General features: G+C 54.6%; 15 protein-coding genes. 4 read left to right on the forward strand and 11 right to left on the reverse strand.

Annotation, left to right across the window (positions count from 1 at the left end):
- Nucleotides 1–52: 52 nt before the first annotated feature.
- Nucleotides 53–886 carry an iron uptake transporter permease EfeU gene (gene efeU / locus HV229_RS15520; RefSeq protein ID WP_181545800.1) on the reverse strand — a complete coding sequence of 278 codons (834 nt, stop codon included), beginning with the start codon at nt 884–886 and terminating at the stop codon, nt 53–55.
- 214 nt (nt 887–1,100) lie between these two features.
- A complete protein-coding gene (putP, locus tag HV229_RS15525) occupies nt 1,101–2,609 on the reverse strand; it encodes a sodium/proline symporter PutP (RefSeq protein WP_181545802.1) in 1,509 nt (502 codons plus the stop codon).
- Nucleotides 2,610–3,031: 422 nt separating this feature from the next.
- Between putP and putA the strand changes: the two genes are divergently transcribed.
- Together putA and HV229_RS15535 are read left to right on the forward strand one after the other, a co-directional pair.
- Nucleotides 3,032–6,994: a trifunctional transcriptional regulator/proline dehydrogenase/L-glutamate gamma-semialdehyde dehydrogenase gene (gene putA / locus HV229_RS15530; RefSeq protein WP_181545804.1), complete on the forward strand. Its 3,963-nt coding sequence runs from the start codon at nt 3,032–3,034 to the stop codon at nt 6,992–6,994.
- Between the two features lie 59 nt (nt 6,995–7,053).
- Nucleotides 7,054–7,449: a lysozyme inhibitor LprI family protein gene (locus tag HV229_RS15535; RefSeq protein ID WP_016152584.1), complete on the forward strand. Its 396-nt coding sequence runs from the start codon at nt 7,054–7,056 to the stop codon at nt 7,447–7,449.
- Here the strand turns inward: HV229_RS15535 and rutR are convergent.
- From rutR to HV229_RS15550, 3 genes are all read right to left on the reverse strand, one after another.
- Nucleotides 7,446–8,084: an HTH-type transcriptional regulator RutR gene (rutR, locus tag HV229_RS15540; RefSeq protein ID WP_016156165.1), complete on the reverse strand. Its 639-nt coding sequence runs from the start codon at nt 8,082–8,084 to the stop codon at nt 7,446–7,448. The genes HV229_RS15535 and rutR overlap by 4 nt on opposite strands.
- A 58-nt stretch (nt 8,085–8,142) precedes the next feature.
- Nucleotides 8,143–9,057, reverse strand: a complete 915-nt coding sequence (locus tag HV229_RS15545) for a DMT family transporter (RefSeq protein ID WP_046274460.1) — start codon at nt 9,055–9,057, stop codon at nt 8,143–8,145.
- Between the two features lie 165 nt (nt 9,058–9,222).
- On the reverse strand, nt 9,223–9,396 hold the full coding sequence (locus HV229_RS15550; protein ID WP_003036022.1) for a general stress protein: 174 nt from the start codon (nt 9,394–9,396) through the stop codon (nt 9,223–9,225).
- A gap of 386 nt (nt 9,397–9,782) precedes the next feature.
- On the opposite strand from HV229_RS15550, the gene wrbA reads away from it, so the two are divergent.
- Nucleotides 9,783–10,379 carry an NAD(P)H:quinone oxidoreductase gene (wrbA, locus tag HV229_RS15555; protein WP_003832057.1) on the forward strand — a complete coding sequence of 199 codons (597 nt, stop codon included), beginning with the start codon at nt 9,783–9,785 and terminating at the stop codon, nt 10,377–10,379.
- Between the two features lie 20 nt (nt 10,380–10,399).
- On the forward strand, nt 10,400–10,627 hold the full coding sequence (locus HV229_RS15560; RefSeq protein WP_016152581.1) for a YccJ family protein: 228 nt from the start codon (nt 10,400–10,402) through the stop codon (nt 10,625–10,627).
- Nucleotides 10,628–10,665: 38 nt separating this feature from the next.
- Here HV229_RS15560 and agp read toward each other — a convergent pair whose 3' ends face one another.
- From agp to HV229_RS15590, 6 genes are all read right to left on the reverse strand, one after another.
- Nucleotides 10,666–11,907 (reverse strand): bifunctional glucose-1-phosphatase/inositol phosphatase, encoded by a 1,242-nt coding sequence (gene agp, locus HV229_RS15565; protein ID WP_016156163.1) that lies wholly within the window; start codon nt 11,905–11,907, stop codon nt 10,666–10,668.
- A gap of 87 nt (nt 11,908–11,994) precedes the next feature.
- Nucleotides 11,995–12,702: a winged helix-turn-helix domain-containing protein gene (locus HV229_RS15570; RefSeq protein WP_016152579.1), complete on the reverse strand. Its 708-nt coding sequence runs from the start codon at nt 12,700–12,702 to the stop codon at nt 11,995–11,997.
- A 69-nt stretch (nt 12,703–12,771) separates the two neighbouring features.
- Nucleotides 12,772–13,527, reverse strand: a complete 756-nt coding sequence (locus HV229_RS15575; RefSeq protein ID WP_065554515.1) for a sulfite exporter TauE/SafE family protein — start codon at nt 13,525–13,527, stop codon at nt 12,772–12,774.
- A gap of 134 nt (nt 13,528–13,661) precedes the next feature.
- On the reverse strand, nt 13,662–14,168 hold the full coding sequence (locus HV229_RS15580; RefSeq protein WP_065554516.1) for a protein disulfide oxidoreductase: 507 nt from the start codon (nt 14,166–14,168) through the stop codon (nt 13,662–13,664).
- Nucleotides 14,158–14,781, reverse strand: coding sequence for a DsbA family protein (locus HV229_RS15585; RefSeq protein ID WP_046274457.1), 624 nt, complete (start codon nt 14,779–14,781; stop codon nt 14,158–14,160). Before HV229_RS15585 ends, HV229_RS15580 begins: the two co-directional genes overlap by 11 nt.
- Nucleotides 14,778–16,658, reverse strand: coding sequence for a protein-disulfide reductase DsbD domain-containing protein (locus tag HV229_RS15590; protein ID WP_181545806.1), 1,881 nt, complete (start codon nt 16,656–16,658; stop codon nt 14,778–14,780). Before HV229_RS15590 ends, HV229_RS15585 begins: the two co-directional genes overlap by 4 nt.
- Nucleotides 16,659–16,687: the final 29 nt, after the last annotated feature.

A 16,687-nucleotide genomic window follows, 5' to 3' on the forward strand; every position in this document is an offset into this window, starting at 1 on the left:
TCCCTATAAATAAGTATGTTGTAACTAAGGAGTGTTCTGCATCGCGTTTTTATCAGGGTGCGGTACGCGATGCCGTAGTGCCTGAACGCGGCGGCAGTGCAAACATAATCAATGCCGGAATCAGGTAGATAAACCAAATGGCGACTTCACTGACGCTCGGCGCTTCCTGATAGCCGAAAATACCTTCCATCAATGTGCCAAACAGCGAATGCGTTGAAAGCACGCTGCTCATGTCAAACGCCACATCCTGAAAATGATTCCATAACCCAGCTTCGTGGAACGCGCGGATGGCCCCAGCGGCAAGACCAGCGGCCACCAGCAAAATGAACAGGCTGGTCCATTTGAAGAATGCCCCGAGGTTGAGGCGAATGCCGCCGAGGTAAATCAGGTAACCCAGTACCACCGCGGTGGCCAGCCCCAGCATCGCACCTAACGGTGGCCAAATGCCTACATCCTGCTGGAATGCCGCCAGCAGGAAGAACACCGATTCCAGCCCTTCACGGGCAACGGCAAAAAAGACCATCATTACCAGCGCCCAGCCGTGATGATTGCCGCGTTGCAACGCGTTATCGACAGCCTGTTCAAGCTGGACTTTGACGTTGCGCGAAACTTTACGCATCCAGAATACCATCCAGGTGAGGATCACCACGGCAATGACCGCCACGATGCCTTCAAACAGCTCCTGTTGCTTTTGCGGAAATTCACCGGTGGTTTCATTGATGAAAACGCCTAACGCCAGGCATAACGCCGCCGCCAGCAGAACACCAATCCACATCACACCAATCCATCGACCACGCTGAGTCCGTTTCAGGTAGCTGGCAATCAGGCTGACTATCAGCGCGGCCTCTAACCCTTCGCGCAACATAATAAGAAATGGAACAAACATGCGAAGAACCCTTAAACGTTATTCTCAGTCAATTGATGAAAAGAAAAGTAAATTACAGTGATAGTGATTATCATTACCGCAAAGAAAAACTCAAGCAGAATGTTTTGAGAATGATGACTTAATGTAAACAGTTAGGCGGGTAACGATTAGGGCGGTTTTGCAGCGGGGACAAATAAAAAAGCCCGCACGCGGCGGGCTTAAGGAGCGAGGCGGATTACTCTGCCTGTAAACGTGATGGCGGAGCTGTGTGATAATGCGCATCAGCCTCGGCAAAACGTTGCTGCATAGCGGCTGAAGGCGCTTTACCCAACAGGCTGAAGACCACAATACCGATGCTGCCGAAAATAAAGCCCGGGATGATTTCATACAGACCCAACCAGGCAAACTGCTTCCAGACGATTACCGTCACCGCACCGATGAGCATCCCGGCCAGCGCGCCGTTACGCGTCATACGCGACCACATTACGGAGAACAGAACCACCGGACCAAACGCCGCGCCAAAGCCGGCCCAGGCGTAGCTTACCAGACCAAGCACACGGTTCTCCGGGTTCGCCGCCAGCGCGATAGACACCAGCGCCACAACCAGCACCATGATGCGACCAATCCATACCAGCTCTTTCTGGCTGGCATTTTTACGCAGGAACGCTTTATACAAGTCTTCGGTGATTGCGCTGGAACACACCAGCAGTTGGCAGCTCAGAGTCGACATCACCGCAGCGAGGATCGCAGACAGCAGAATACCGGCAATCCACGGGTTGAACAGGATTTGCGCCAGTTCAATAAACACGCGTTCGGCGTTCTGGTTAACGGCACCGGCAAGCCGTGGGTTGTTGTTAAAGTAAGCGATACCAAAGAAGCCAACGGCAACTGCACCTGCCAGACACAGGATCATCCAGGTCATACTGATGCGGCGGGCATGAACAATGCTATGGTGAGAATCAGCCGCCATAAAGCGCGCCAGAATATGCGGCTGACCGAAATAGCCCAGACCCCAGCCCATCAGGGAAATAATGGCAACAAAATTCAGCCCTTTGAACATGTCCACGTTCTCAATGCTCTTTTGTTTAATCACTTCCAGCGAATCGTCAAACCCACCCACGCCAATGACTACCATCACCGGCGTCAGGATCAGGGCGAAGATCATCAGGCTGGCCTGGACGGTATCGGTCCAGCTTACCGCGAGGAAACCACCGATAAAGGTATAAATAATCGTCGCGGCCGCCCCCGCCCACAGCGCTGTTTCGTAGCTCATGCCAAAGGTGCTTTCAAACAGACGCGCCCCTGCCACAATACCGGAAGCACAGTAGATGGTGAAAAACAGCAGAATAACCAGCGCGGAGATAATACGCAGAATTCGGCTTTTATCTTCAAAGCGACCGGTAAAGTAATCCGGTAACGTCAGCGCATTGTTATTGTATTCGGTATGCACGCGTAAACGTCCGGCCACCAGTTTCCAGTTGATCCACGCGCCCAAAATAAGGCCAATAGCGATCCAGCTTTCTGAAATCCCCGACAGGAAAATCGCGCCAGGCAGGCCCATCAGCAACCAGCCGCTCATGTCAGATGCCCCGGCAGATAACGCGGTCACGAATGGACCCAGACTGCGTCCACCCAGAATGTAATCGTCAAAGTTTTTGGTTGAACGCCATGCAATAAACCCTATCAATATCATGCCGAAAATATAGACACAGAATGTCACTAACATCGGTGTGCTAATAGCCATCAAAACTCTCCAAAATTATGTATCAGCAATGCCGTGGCTTGCCGTTTTATTACCCTGCCGGAACGTGGCAAAGATATCTATGTTTACCAGGGCGACCGTATCCTGCCGGAAGCGATGGTCATTCACAATCGATTTAACACACCATTTACATCAAATTTAATCCAGAGTAGATAGCATTTTTCTGTAGGTTGCACTCTCTCACACTTTTTTAGGTTGCACCTTTTAAAAGTGTTAACTACCGCAGAGAAAAAGATTCGGCAACTTTTATAGCCCCCGTCAAAACACTCACGTTTATTAACATTTCATTCATTTCCAAGCTTGCAAACCAAGTCACATTTAACACGGTTGCACAAAGTTGCAACATAGTGGATATTTCTCGGTAACTATCAGCCCCGTATTTCAGTACAACAGGAGTAAACGGCATGGGAACCACCACGATGGGGGTTAAGCTGGATGACGCCACTCGCGAGCGTATTAAAACAGCAGCATCACGAATCGATCGCACGCCACATTGGCTGATCAAACAAGCCATTTTTAATTATCTCGAAAGACTGGAAAATGACGACGCACTTCCTGAACTACCGGCCCTGCTGGCGGGTGCTGCGAATGAGGGCGATGAGTCGACCACGCTGCAAAATGAAGCGCATCAGCCTTTCCTGGAATTTGCTGAACAGATCCTGCCGCAGTCAGTTTCTCGCGCGGCAATCACCGCTGCTTACCGCCGCGCCGAAACTGACGCCGTACCGATGCTGATGGAGCAGGCTCGTCTGCCGCAGCCCATCGCCGAGCAGGCGCATAAGCTGGCATACGATCTGGCAGACAAACTGCGTAACCAGAAGACCGCCAGCGGTCGCGCCGGGATGGTACAAGGTTTATTGCAGGAATTCTCCCTTTCTTCACAGGAAGGCGTCGCGCTGATGTGTCTGGCCGAAGCCTTGCTGCGTATTCCAGATAAAGCGACCCGCGATGCGTTAATCCGCGACAAGATCAGCAACGGTAACTGGCAGTCGCACATTGGCCGCAGCCCGTCTCTGTTCGTCAACGCGGCGACCTGGGGGCTGTTGTTTACCGGTCGTCTGGTTTCAACGCATAACGAAGCCAGCCTCTCACGCTCACTCAACCGTATTATCGGCAAGAGCGGTGAGCCGCTGGTGCGTAAAGGCGTCGACATGGCCATGCGCTTGATGGGCGAGCAGTTTGTCACCGGGGAGACTATCGCTGAAGCGCTGGCTAACGCACGTAAACTGGAAGAAAAAGGCTTCCGTTACTCCTATGACATGCTGGGCGAAGCGGCCCTGACCGCCGCCGATGCACAGGCTTATATGGTTTCGTACCAGCAGGCGATCCACGCCATTGGTAAAGCCTCTAACGGGCGCGGTATCTACGAAGGGCCAGGTATTTCTATCAAGCTGTCGGCACTGCATCCGCGTTACAGCCGTGCGCAGTACGATCGCGTGATGGATGAACTCTATCCTCGTCTGAAATCGCTTACTCTGCTGGCATGTCAGTACGACATCGGCATTAATATCGACGCCGAAGAGGCTGACCGACTGGAGATCTCCCTCGATCTGCTGGAAAAACTGTGCTTTGAACCCGAACTGGCAGGCTGGAACGGGATCGGTTTTGTTATCCAGGCCTACCAGAAGCGCTGCCCGTATGTTATCGACTATCTGATTGACCTCGCCACGCGCAGCCGCCGCCGCCTGATGATCCGTCTGGTTAAGGGCGCCTACTGGGATAGCGAAATTAAACGTGCCCAGATGGACGGTCTGGAAGGTTATCCGGTCTACACCCGTAAGGTGTACACCGACGTTTCCTACCTGGCCTGTGCGAAAAAGCTGCTTGCCGTACCGAATCTGATCTACCCGCAGTTCGCCACCCACAACGCCCATACGCTGGCGGCGATTTATCAGTTAGCCGGTCAAAACTACTATCCGGGTCAGTACGAGTTCCAGTGCCTGCACGGCATGGGCGAACCGCTGTATGAGCAGGTCACCGGCAAAGTTGCGGATGGCAAACTGAACCGTCCATGCCGCATTTATGCACCGGTCGGCACGCACGAAACGCTGCTGGCTTACCTGGTGCGTCGTCTGCTGGAAAACGGCGCCAACACCTCGTTCGTCAACCGCATTGCCGACACGACCCTGCCGCTGGATGAACTGGTTGCCGATCCGGTCGAAGCTGTTGAAAAACTCGCGCAGCAAGAAGGTCAGGCCGGTCTGCCGCATCCGAAGATTGCCCTGCCGCGTGACCTGTACGGTAAAGGCCGCGAAAACTCAGGCGGGCTGGATTTAGCTAACGAACATCGTCTGGCCTCGCTGTCCTCTGCCCTGCTCAACAGCGCGCTACAAAAATGGCACGCTAAACCCATTCTCGAGCACCCGGTTGCTGACGGCGAAATGACGCCAGTCGTTAACCCAGCCGAGCCGAAAGATATTGTCGGTTACGTGCGTGAGGCGACTCACGCTGAAGTGGAACAGGCGTTACAGAACGCAGCGAATAACGCGCCGATCTGGTTCGCCACACCGCCACAAGAGCGCGCCGCCATTTTGCATCGTGCCGCCGTTCTGATGGAAGGTCAGATGCAGCAGCTGATTGGCATCCTGGTACGCGAAGCGGGTAAAACCTTCAGCAACGCCATTGCGGAAGTGCGCGAAGCGGTAGACTTCCTGCATTATTATGCCGGTCAGGTTCGCGATGATTTCGATAATGAAACCCATCGACCGTTAGGACCGGTGGTTTGTATCAGCCCATGGAACTTCCCGCTGGCCATTTTCACCGGGCAGATTGCCGCCGCGCTGGCGGCGGGTAACAGCGTGCTGGCGAAACCGGCGGAACAAACCCCGTTAATTGCCGCCCAGGGCATCGCTATTTTGCTCGAAGCGGGTGTACCGCCGGGCGTGGTGCAACTGTTGCCTGGTCAGGGTGAAACCGTCGGGGCGCAGCTCACTTCCGATGAGCGCGTACGCGGCGTCATGTTTACCGGCTCAACGGAAGTCGCCACGCTGTTGCAACGCAATATTGCCACCCGCCTTGATGCTCAGGGACGTCCAATCCCGCTTATCGCCGAAACCGGTGGGATGAACGCAATGATTGTCGACTCCTCCGCGTTGACGGAACAGGTCGTGGTCGACGTTCTGGCTTCAGCGTTTGACAGCGCCGGACAGCGCTGCTCCGCGCTGCGCGTCCTGTGTCTGCAGGATGATGTAGCCGACCATACGCTGAAAATGCTGCGCGGCGCGATGGCGGAATGTCGCATGGGTAATCCAGGTCGCCTGAGCACCGATATTGGGCCGGTAATTGATGAAGAAGCCAAAACGAATATTGAGCGCCATATTCAGGCCATGCGCGCCAAAGGTCGCCCGGTGTTTCAGGCCGTGCGCGAAAACAGCGACGATGCGCGTGAATGGCAAACCGGTACCTTTATTGCTCCGACGCTGATCGAGCTGGAAAGCTTCGACGAATTACAAAAAGAGGTGTTTGGTCCGGTACTGCACGTCGTGCGCTACACCCGTAACAATCTGGGCAACCTGATTGAGCAAATTAATGCCTCCGGCTACGGCCTGACGCTGGGCGTACACACCCGTATCGATGAAACCATTGCCCAGGTCACAGGATCGGCACACGTGGGGAACCTGTACGTTAACCGCAATATGGTCGGCGCCGTCGTCGGCGTGCAGCCATTCGGTGGCGAAGGCTTGTCTGGTACCGGGCCAAAAGCAGGTGGACCGCTGTATCTGTATCGCCTGCTGGCTAACCGCCCAGAAAATGCGTTAGGCATTACGCTGGCCCGCCAGGATGCCGACTACCCGGTCGATGCGCAGCTTAAAGCTGCACTCGTTCAGCCGCTGGAAGCGCTCAGCGAATGGGCAACCGATCGACCCTCGCTGCAGGCGCTCTGCCAGCAGTTTGGCGAACTGGCGCAGGCCGGTACTCAGCGTCTGCTGCCAGGACCCACTGGCGAGCGAAATACCTGGACGCTGTTGCCGCGTGAACGCGTACTCTGTATCGCCGATGATGAACAGGATGCGCTGGTACAGATTGCGGCCGTAGCTTCCGTTGGTAGCTTAATCCTGTGGCCAGATGATGCGTTCCATCGTGAACTGGCAAAACGTCTGCCTGCCGCGGTCTCCGGGCGCATTCAGTTTGCCAAAGCGGACAACATAACCACGCAGCCGTTTGATGCCGTTATTTTCCACGGCGATTCCGATCAACTGCGTTCACTGTGCGAAGCGGTAGCTGCCCGCGAAGGGGCGATTGTATCAGTCCAGGGCTTTGCCCGTGGCGAAAGCAATATTCTGCTGGAGAGGCTGTACATTGAACGCTCCCTGAGCGTCAATACCGCCGCTGCCGGGGGGAACGCCAGCCTGATGACAATCGGCTAAGGTTGTGGTTAATTAAGGCTCCGGTAACGGGGCCTTTTTTTATGGATCCAGAGGGAAGCATGAAACGAATCGTACTGACATGTGCAGCGCTGCTGTTGAGCGGCCAGGCGCTGGCGGATGACTGCGCCAACGCGAACACTCAGATTGAGATGAACACCTGTGCGGCAGAGCAGTTTAAGGCGGCCGACACCAAACTTAATGACACTTATCAGAATGCGCTTAAGCGCGCCGCCCCAACCCAGCGCGATTTACTGAAAAAAGCGCAAATCTCATGGATAACCCTGCGCGATGCGGACTGCGCGTTAATCAGTTCCGGCACCGAAGGCGGTAGCGTCCAGGCGATGATTTCCAGCCAGTGTCTGACGGATAAAACCAACGAGCGTGAAGCGTTTCTCGCCTCGCTCTTACAGTGCGAAGAGGGCGATTTAAGCTGTCCGTTACCGCCAGCCAGTTAACGCACGCGGATCCCTTCAATAATCATCCGCTGCACGCTCTCCACCGTTTGGTTAAAAAAGGCTTCATCACGCAGCGTTGCGCCCGTTACCGCCTCTACCTGTGGGGCAAAGTCGGCGTAGTGCTGGGTTGAAGCCCAAATCATAAAAATCAGATGATGCGGATCGACCGGAGCCAGTTTCCCACTTTTGATCCAACCGGCAATCAGCGCCGATTTCTCATCAATTAGCGTTTTGAGATCGCCCGTTAATTCAGCCATCAATAAAGGCGCACCTGCCAGCATCTCCATACAAAACAGTCGTGAAGCCTGAGGGTAATCGCGCGACACTTCCAGCTTAAGGCGAATGTATTCTTTAATGGCCACTAGCGGCGCAAAGTCTTCGCGAAAAGCCTTCAACGGAGCCAGCCAGACGTCGAGGATTTGCCGCAAAACGGCAATATAGAGCACCTCTTTTGACGGGAAGTAATAAAGCAGATTCGTTTTTGACACACCCGCCTGCTCAGCGACCTGTTCGAGACGCGTGCCGTGGATCCCATATTGGGAGAAGATATTTAATGCCGCGGTTAATATGGCCTGGCGTTTTGCACTGACGGCCTGCGAGCGCTTACCTGTTTTTTTCTCTGCGCGTTGGACCATGCGCCCTCTCCTTCTTGTGAGGGCGTCAGCATACCAAATCACGCGGTGAATGGTTAAATTAAAGCGACTCCGGCGGTGCCTCTTGCACTACCCCTTTTTTCTTTTTGAACTTCAGTTCGCTGACCAGCACGCCAACAATAATGAATGCTGCGCCGAGCAAAGCCAGTAGCGGTAAGCGTTCCCCCGCCAGGCGACCAAAGATCCCCGCCCACACCGGCTCACCGGTATAAATGACCGTCGCGCGCGTCGGCGAAACGCTGCGCTGTGCCCAGTTCATGGTAACCTGAATAATCGCACTGAAAATCCCCAACCCCAGCGCCACCACCAGCAATCCCGTAGACATCGGGGGTACGGTCTCTCCGGCCGGTCCCATCGCAATAAACGCCACTATCGAAGCGGTTGCCAGTTGTACCACCGTTACCCGCCGCACATCCACTTTTCCCGCCCACGCGCTAATCAGGATAATTTCTGCCGCAATCGCCACCGCGCCGGCGAGTGTGATCCACTCTCCTTCGCCTAAAGCCAGCAAATTGCCTCCCGGTCCGGCGAGAAAAATCAACCCGATAAAGGCCAGCACAATGCCGACACACGGCATCAGGCCGGGCATACGCCCCAGACACAGCCATTGTAAAAGCGGGACCAACGGCACATACATCGCGGTAATAAACGCCGATTTACTGCTGGGAATAAACTGTAGCCCCCAGGTTTGCAGACTATAGCCCAACGCAATTGCGATACCGATCGCAACGCCTGCTTTGACTTCCAGCCACGTCAGTTTATGCAATGTGCATAGTGACAAAAGCGCGACCGCCAGCGCAGCGGTGGCAAAACGCACGCCGACAAAGAAAAAAGGTCCGCTCAGGGTAACGGCATATTGCACTGCCAAAAACGTGCCACCCCAGAACATAGTGATCACAATGAGGATCGCTTCCTGAGGTTTAACAGAGAAGGAATAACGAGAAAGTAATGACATGAGACACCCGATTAACTGAATGTCGTTAGTCTGCGTTGCGTTTTGTTACAGTTCAACCTTGCAGACAAAAAAAACCGCCGGAAGAAACCGGCGGCGGTGGGTGGCTACGTAACGTCTGACTCTGATCCTCAGCCGTCACGGCATATCTGACAGCTAGCCCGGCAATTACGATTTGTTGTTGCCGTGGCTATTTTTGCCCCCTTTTTTGCCTGCCTCTGAAGCGCGTTGCGGGTCATTCTTAAAATTGCCCCCGCTGTGCTGGCCACCTTTTCGACCTGCTTCTGATGCTCTTTCGCGATCTTCCGCAAAGTTGCCGGAACCGCCTCGATGGTTTGCCATTACTGACCTCCGTCATTGATTAGACATCATATTGCATAGGTACTGAGGAGTGATACCTCACGCAGCGTTACGGGCGATACCCTGAAAATAACTGCGTGGGATTAAGCATAGTGAAGCGTGGCCTGAGCAGCCGCTAACTGTAATATCCTGCAACAGGATTGGTGGTGATAGAGAAATAATCACAGCGAGAAATCAATAAGTCTTTCTTATGACTACCAAATTCCAACCGGTTAAATATGTATCATTTTGCAACAAGAGAAGTTGTTATAAAAATTGTTATAAATCAAAGAAGTGATTGTGAAATTTGCACTCCTGACAGTACGTCATATCTTTAAAGGTAGGTAGCGAGTCGCTACGGACACGGTTAACTCGAGGAGTAGTGTAAAATGGCAAAAGTTCTGGTGCTTTATTATTCCATGTACGGACACATTGAAACTATGGCCCATGCAGTCGCAGAAGGCGCAAATAAGGTAGATGGCGCGGAAGTAATTATTAAGCGTGTACCAGAGACCATGCAGCCGGAGATTTTCCTCAAAGCTGGTGGCAAAACACAAAACGCACCAGTCGCAACCCCGCAAGAACTGGCAGATTACGATGCCATTATTTTTGGTACCCCCACACGCTTTGGCAATATGTCCGGTCAGATGCGCACCTTCCTCGACCAGACTGGCGGGCTGTGGGCTTCAGGCGGCCTGTACGGCAAACTCGCCAGCGTATTCAGCTCGACAGGAACCGGCGGCGGTCAGGAACAAACCATTACATCAACCTGGACTACGCTTGCTCACCATGGGATGGTGATTGTGCCTATCGGTTACGCGGCGCAAGAGCTGTTTGATGTTTCTCAAGTTCGCGGCGGTACCCCTTACGGCGCAACCACCATCGCCGGAGGCGACGGCTCACGCCAGCCAAGTCAGGAAGAATTATCTATCGCCCGCTATCAGGGTGAATATGTCGCAGGTCTGGCAGTAAAACTCAACGGCTAATCTTCAACAGGAGGATTCGAATGCCAACTCAAGAAGCGAAAGCCCATCGCGTCGGCGAATGGGCAAGTCTGCGCAATACATCGCCGGAAATAGCCGAAGCCATTTTTGAAGTCGCGCATTATGACGAGAAACTGGCGGAAAAAATTTGGGAAGAAGGTAGCGACGAGGTGCTCATCAAAGCCTTTAAGAAAACAGACAAAGATTCGCTCTTTTGGGGTGAACAGACTATCGAACGCAAAAACGTCTAGCGCTCAGACTCCCCCGCGAACACGGGGGAGTTTTTCTTTTACTTAGCCGCCTCATTCAACACGCTGTCGAACTTATCTATCGGGCAAAAACCATCCGCATCTATCGGACACCCTTTCAGCTCCAGCGTTACGCGCTGCGCCGGGGATTTCAGGGTCAGAACGTCAGCATTACGCAACTGCTGCGAGCTCTGATACACGTACTCGATTTTCATCAGATCACGATTCGCGTTGCTGTCATGCCAGCGCTGGAAGACAATCTTCCCGCCAATCGGCGTACGCTCGTTCTGATCGTGAAGCTGGTACGGTTTGAAATCCAGCGCGGTGAGCAGCGATGCGATGTTTGAGTCATGCCCCACCAGCACGGTTATTTTTGGCGCTTTTACGCGTTCAGTAACCAGCGCATTATCAATATACTTCACCAGCGGTTTGGCGACGTTCTGCGCCACTTCCGGGGAGGTGAACAGGCTGTCCTGATAGCCATTTTTCAGCTTCGACAGAACCTTCCACTGTTGATCGGATTTAATCTCGCCCCAGGCGACCTTGTCCATCGGGAAGCCTTCGTAATATTGCAGCGTGAAGGCATCAACCAGCGAATTTCCGACCTTCAGCGGCCCCGAAACCCCAGGCTCCTGCTGATATTTCGCGCTAAACGTATCTTTGGCATCGGTCAGGGAACACTGCTGTTTTTCTTTGCAGGATGGAGAGTCTTTGTAGTCGGTCATTTGCTCAAGCAACTGATAGCTGTCGTTGAGCTGCATTTGGCTACGCTCTTTCTCCATTGCCTGAACCGCCTGCTGGCTGAAGGCGGCGGAATCATCGGTGATCACCGGGTTAAAGGTGGGATCCATGGTGCCCATTTTTTCCTGATGATGGACCGGGACGTCGCAACCCGGGAAAGCACCGGTGACAAAGAACTGCGCCGTCGCGACCGTACGCTGCAGGCTGTTAGCATAGGTATAGACCGTACCCGGCGCCGGACATTCGCCCGATTTCACCATCCCCTGCTCTGCCAGCCACTCTCGCATATAGTGGCCCATATAGATTTCCAGCACGCCGCCTTTGGTGGTCAGTTGTCCGCCGGGGACATCCCATTCTGGCCATTGTTTGGGGGTGGACTGCTCAAGAACACTGCCATTATTGGCTAAAGGTGCGCGTAAGTTATGCCGACTCATCATCAATACTTGCTGAAGCTGATAGCCTTCCGGCGCGGTCTGCGCCTGCGCGGCGGTTGACATTAATACAGCCCCTGCCACGGCTGCGGCGATTAACGATTTATTCATCCCTACGACCTCTTGTTGTTATCAATCACAACAGAGTGTGACAGAAATATGACATATTTCCCGGAACGCTTTCGCAAAACGCACCATCTATGGTGTCGTTTTAATACCGAACTCGGTTTCTAATTTGCGAATGCCAAGCGGGGTGAAGGTGACGCGGCGACCACTCAGCTCCGTTTTTATCCATCGTTTTTCAATCAGCCAGCGTAGCAGCGATGCGCCAAGCACGCCGCCGGGATGGTAACGTCGTTCACTCCAGTCCAGACAACCGCAGGTTAATTTCCGCCGCGATGCGCTCGCAGCCAGGACAATCCCCATTTGTGCCAGTTTTTCCTGCCCAAGAGACGTCAGCGTTTCACCATCCGGCGTTAACCACTGACGGGAAACCAGCGTATCGAACAGCCTCACCGCCACCTCGCCAGCGAGATGATCGTAGCAGGTTCGGGCATGTCGTAAGCCTGGCGGCGTCGTGATTTTTCGTGGCGTAGATGTAGCCCACGCCACGCCCATCAGGCGCTCCAGCAGTTCAGCGATATCAGAGCCTGCAAGGCGAAAATAACGATGCCTGCCCTGCGCGAGCGCCACAACAAAACGTTGTTCGCACAGACGCGCCAGATGCGCACTGGCGGTCGACGCTGACACATCCGCCACTGCGCTGAGCTCGGTCGCGGTCCAGGCGCGGCCATCCATCAGGGCGCACAACATTCGCGAGCGCGATTTATCGGCCATCGCCGCCGCGGTGAGCGCCATTCGCGACTCCAGAGCGCCCTCTTCCTCACTTAACATCACTGATGCCATAGCGACCTCTTTGACCCTGAATGTCTGAATTAACGATGCCATGAATGCGTTCTAAAGTCACCGCACAGGTCATACCGCACGCAGCATCATCTCGATACCCAACCCGACCAAACAAAACAGAAAACAACGTTTAAACACGAGCGGAGAAATAACCCGTCGTACACGGGTTCCTAACCACTGACCAATCAGCGCAGGAACAATGGCCAAAGCCGATAAGCTCAACGACTGTACGGGCAGCGCGTTGTGCCACCACAGACCAAGCGCCAAAGCCAATGTCGAAAACGTAAAAGAGATCCCGAGCGCCTGAACCAGTTCATCTTTCTCAAAACCCAATGACTGGATCCAGGGCACGGCGGGCATCACAAATACACCGGTTCCGCCAGTCAATAAGCCAGTAACAAATCCTATGACGAGGGAGTACGGTTTTTCATGCTGCGGAGCCACTGCGATTTTCTTTCCGGCCAGCGTCCAGATAGCGTAAGCCACCAGCGCCACGCCGAGCGCAAACTGGGTACGGGTGGTGTCGCCGCCGGTAATCCAGGCGCTGGCAAGCAATGTCGCCACCACCACCGTCAATAACATCGGCCACAGTCGTTTGACTAATTGACGCGTATTTCCGCCACCGCCAAACTGAAACAGATTGCTAATCAGCGAAGGCAACAGCAGCATGGCCGCCGCCGCAACCGGCGAAATAAGCGATCCGATGATCCCCATAGCCACGGTGGGCAATCCCATACCAGTGACGCCTTTTACCATCCCGGCGAGGACAAACGTGGCGGCAATCATCATCACCAGAGCGGGCCCAAACGCTAACGAACTCGTCATGTTGCACTTTCCTGAAAAAGAGAAGATGACCCATTCTGGACGTTAATCGCGGTGCTCGCTTCGCCAGGCAACGAAATATGTCTTCCCGCTTACGGGTAATAATATAAAAAATGCCGGGTTTCCCCGGCACATTATCAGAACGTTTTGGCCCACCACAGCCGAAGCTTCATGCCCCAGTAGCTGGTCCAGCCGCTGGTTGTTGACACCACCCGACCTTGTGACACTACCACCAGCGTGGGCGTGACGCTAATCGCCCAACTGCGGGAAATTGCCCCGTTCGCATCATTGATGACCGGAAAGTCCACGCCTTTACGCGACAGCCAACGAGACACCTCAGCTTCACTGCCGGAGCGTAACGCAATGGTCATCACGTTTTCCCCTTCCGAACGCAGCCTGGCGACTTCCGGCGTCGTGAAGCGGCAAACGCCGCACCAGCTCGCCCAGAAATAAAGCAGCACCGGCTCGTCTTTGCTGAGCGCCGCCAGCGTGACGGTTTCACCATCCAGCGTTTGCAAAGGCGTGCTGTCAAAAGAGCCAGGGAACTGCGGCGCGCGCCAGACATCCATCAGCAGCATCGCCCCTGCCAACAGCGCCAGTAAGATCAGCCCTTCGCGCAGCCAGCGGCGCAGTTTACTGAGCATTGGCCGCCGCCAGCTTTTCTTTGACCACTTCCTCAAGGGTTTCCCACGGCACCGCACCGGGAATAAGCTCATCACCAATAATCGTTGCGGGGGTGCCCTGCACGCCCACCAGTCGCGCCAGTTGCAGGTTAGTGCTTAGCGTTTCAGCACTTTGGGCATCCAACGTCACCGGACTGGCTCCCGATTTTTCCTGCGCCTGTTTGATACTGACGTCGGTATGGTAACCCTTTTTCTGCATCAGTTTTTCATGTAGCGCCAGAAACTGCTGCGGATGCTCAAGCCAGGTAGTCAGCACGGTCCGCGCCGCCAGTTCCGAACTTTCCCCTTTAAACGGCAGCGGTTTAATCACTACCGCCACGTCAGGATATTTCTGCACAATTTTTTCCAGCATGGGATCCAGTTGCTTGCAGTACGGGCAGTTGTAATCGGTGAAGTTTATCAGGGTCAGTTTCGCCTGCTTAGCGCCAATCCGCGGGCTGTTGGGATCGTTAAACAGGGCCTCCTGGATTAATGCTTCAATTTGCTTTTCCTGTTCCGGGGTAAACGGTGCAGGTTCTTTCGCTACGCTGACGGCAGAAAACAGGGTTAACAGCAGAACAATCATTATTTTCATGGGGTTACTCCTTTGGCGTCGGTCAACGTTTGCAATACCGCATCGCGGGTTAACAACGTTGGTAACGCCTGGCCTTCCGGCAGACCGGGGCCATAAATTTGGTTATACGGCACAGCAACCTGGCCGCGTTTTTTCAGAAATTCGGTGATGGCTTCAGAAGGGAGCGTCCAGTCGCCGCGCAGCGCCACTACATCCGGCTGTTGCAACGCGGCCTGTACATCATCTTTATGCAACACGTTGTATTTGTTGACCTTACAAGTGATGCACCAGTCGGCAGTGACGTCAATGAACACTCGCTTATGTTGCGCCAGCGCATCCTCAATCGCCTGCTCGCTAAGCGGTTGCCAGTTCACGCTTTCTTTAGCACTAGCGTGTCCGGCCAGCCCTAAATGTGGGAGCAGCAACGTCGCAAGCCAGATAGCCGAACCCAGCATCATGACACCGAGAAGACGCCGCAAAATATTCATCCAGCGTCCCGGACGCGGCAAACGCAGCGCCAGACCGGGACGCAGAGCCACCAGCAGCCACGGCAAGCTCATCCCCAGGCCGAGTGCGATAAACAGTCCCCACAACGTTGGCAGCGAAGCGGTCAATGCCACCGCTACCGCCGTTCCGAGAAACGGGGCGCTGCACGGCGTGGCGAGCAGGGTCGCAAATGCGCCTTGCCAGAAATGTCCCGACAAGCCGTTGCCACCGCGAGTCGCCAGCGTGGTGGTCATCGCCGAAGGCAGGCGGAATTCAAACCACCCGAACAGGCTGGCGCTGAACGTCAGCATCACCACGACCATGACGCCAATGAACCACGGGTTCTGAAACTGGATCCCCCAGCCCAGCGCCTGATTGGTTAAACGTAGCACTGTCATCAATAGCGCCAGGGCCATAAAGGAGACCAGGATCCCGGCTACCGATGCGAGGAATTGACGGCGGATCTGGCGACGGCTTTTTTCCTCAACCAGCAAAATAGAGCCCAGTTTCATGCCGAGAACCGGTAACACACAGGGCATCAGGTTGAGGATTAAACCGCCCAGCAGCGCCATTAGCACCACCTGCCACAATGGGAGTGAGGCGTTCTCAATAACCGGGGCTTCGCCAATCGCAAGACGACTTTCCTGGGCAACACCGTTATCTGCCAGCACCAGCGTGACCGACTTACCGCGTAAATCCGGCGCGCCTTCCCCCCAACCGTCATGAACGGGTACCGTGGCGCGTAACGTCTCACCTGCGACGTGAATTTGCGGCATGCCAAAATCAGCATCATCAACGGCGTCCAGATACAGCCCAGGCGCAGCCCAGCCTCCCGCGCGGTGAGCCTCGACGACCAGCTCGCCGGCCCGTGCGCCAGCGCGCAAAGTATCGGTCAGGCCGCTGGCAAGCGGGATCTGCCCCATTGCCTGCGCATAGTCATGCGCAAAAGTCGGGTCCTGGGTCGTGGAGGTCACGGAAAAAGGAAAATCCGTCAACAGGCAAACGTTGCTACAGGTGGATAGCGTCAAAACACCGCTAAGCGTGGCGGGCGATCTGCCGCGCACAACCATCGGGAACGTCACATTATCGTGATAGCCCTGGGTCGTGATATTAGCGACCTCAAAGCGTGCAGGGGTTGGCCAGAACCAGTCGACCGCAGGTATTTCCCCTTGCCAGGCGATAGATGGCGCGACGCCTCCCTCGCCCGGCGAACGCCAGTAGGTTTTCCAGCCGTCCTCCAGTTTAACATCCAGCAACAGACGAGTTTCGCCGCCTGAGGACGTATCAGCGCGTAACCGTACGCTGGCGTGATCGTTATCGGGTGAACGCAGCCAGCCGGGTTCAGCCGCCCAGGATACGGGCAGCCATAGCAATAACAGACAGAACAGCGCCTGCCTGAAAACAGTCATCATATATTTTCTCCGTGAATAATTATCTAACA

Source organism: Citrobacter sp. RHBSTW-00524, assembly GCF_013747755.1.
Classification (GTDB): domain Bacteria; phylum Pseudomonadota; class Gammaproteobacteria; order Enterobacterales; family Enterobacteriaceae; genus Citrobacter; species Citrobacter braakii.

Excerpts from the sequence above, each read along its gene's own strand:
- efeU (WP_181545800.1), bottom strand. The coding sequence starts at position 886 with ATGTTTGTTCCATTTCTTATTATGTTGCGCGAAGGGTTAGAGGCCGCG.
- putP (WP_181545802.1), bottom strand. The coding sequence starts at position 2,609 with ATGGCTATTAGCACACCGATGTTAGTGACATTCTGTGTCTATATTTTC.
- putA (WP_181545804.1), top strand. The coding sequence starts at position 3,032 with ATGGGAACCACCACGATGGGGGTTAAGCTGGATGACGCCACTCGCGAG.
- HV229_RS15535 (WP_016152584.1), top strand. The coding sequence starts at position 7,054 with ATGAAACGAATCGTACTGACATGTGCAGCGCTGCTGTTGAGCGGCCAG.
- rutR (WP_016156165.1), bottom strand. The coding sequence starts at position 8,084 with ATGGTCCAACGCGCAGAGAAAAAAACAGGTAAGCGCTCGCAGGCCGTC.
- HV229_RS15545 (WP_046274460.1), bottom strand. The coding sequence starts at position 9,057 with ATGTCATTACTTTCTCGTTATTCCTTCTCTGTTAAACCTCAGGAAGCG.
- HV229_RS15550 (WP_003036022.1), bottom strand. The coding sequence starts at position 9,396 with ATGGCAAACCATCGAGGCGGTTCCGGCAACTTTGCGGAAGATCGCGAA.
- wrbA (WP_003832057.1), top strand. The coding sequence starts at position 9,783 with ATGGCAAAAGTTCTGGTGCTTTATTATTCCATGTACGGACACATTGAA.
- HV229_RS15560 (WP_016152581.1), top strand. The coding sequence starts at position 10,400 with ATGCCAACTCAAGAAGCGAAAGCCCATCGCGTCGGCGAATGGGCAAGT.
- agp (WP_016156163.1), bottom strand. The coding sequence starts at position 11,907 with ATGAATAAATCGTTAATCGCCGCAGCCGTGGCAGGGGCTGTATTAATG.
- HV229_RS15570 (WP_016152579.1), bottom strand. The coding sequence starts at position 12,702 with ATGGCATCAGTGATGTTAAGTGAGGAAGAGGGCGCTCTGGAGTCGCGA.
- HV229_RS15575 (WP_065554515.1), bottom strand. The coding sequence starts at position 13,527 with ATGACGAGTTCGTTAGCGTTTGGGCCCGCTCTGGTGATGATGATTGCC.
- HV229_RS15580 (WP_065554516.1), bottom strand. The coding sequence starts at position 14,168 with ATGCTCAGTAAACTGCGCCGCTGGCTGCGCGAAGGGCTGATCTTACTG.
- HV229_RS15585 (WP_046274457.1), bottom strand. The coding sequence starts at position 14,781 with ATGAAAATAATGATTGTTCTGCTGTTAACCCTGTTTTCTGCCGTCAGC.
- HV229_RS15590 (WP_181545806.1), bottom strand. The coding sequence starts at position 16,658 with ATGATGACTGTTTTCAGGCAGGCGCTGTTCTGTCTGTTATTGCTATGG.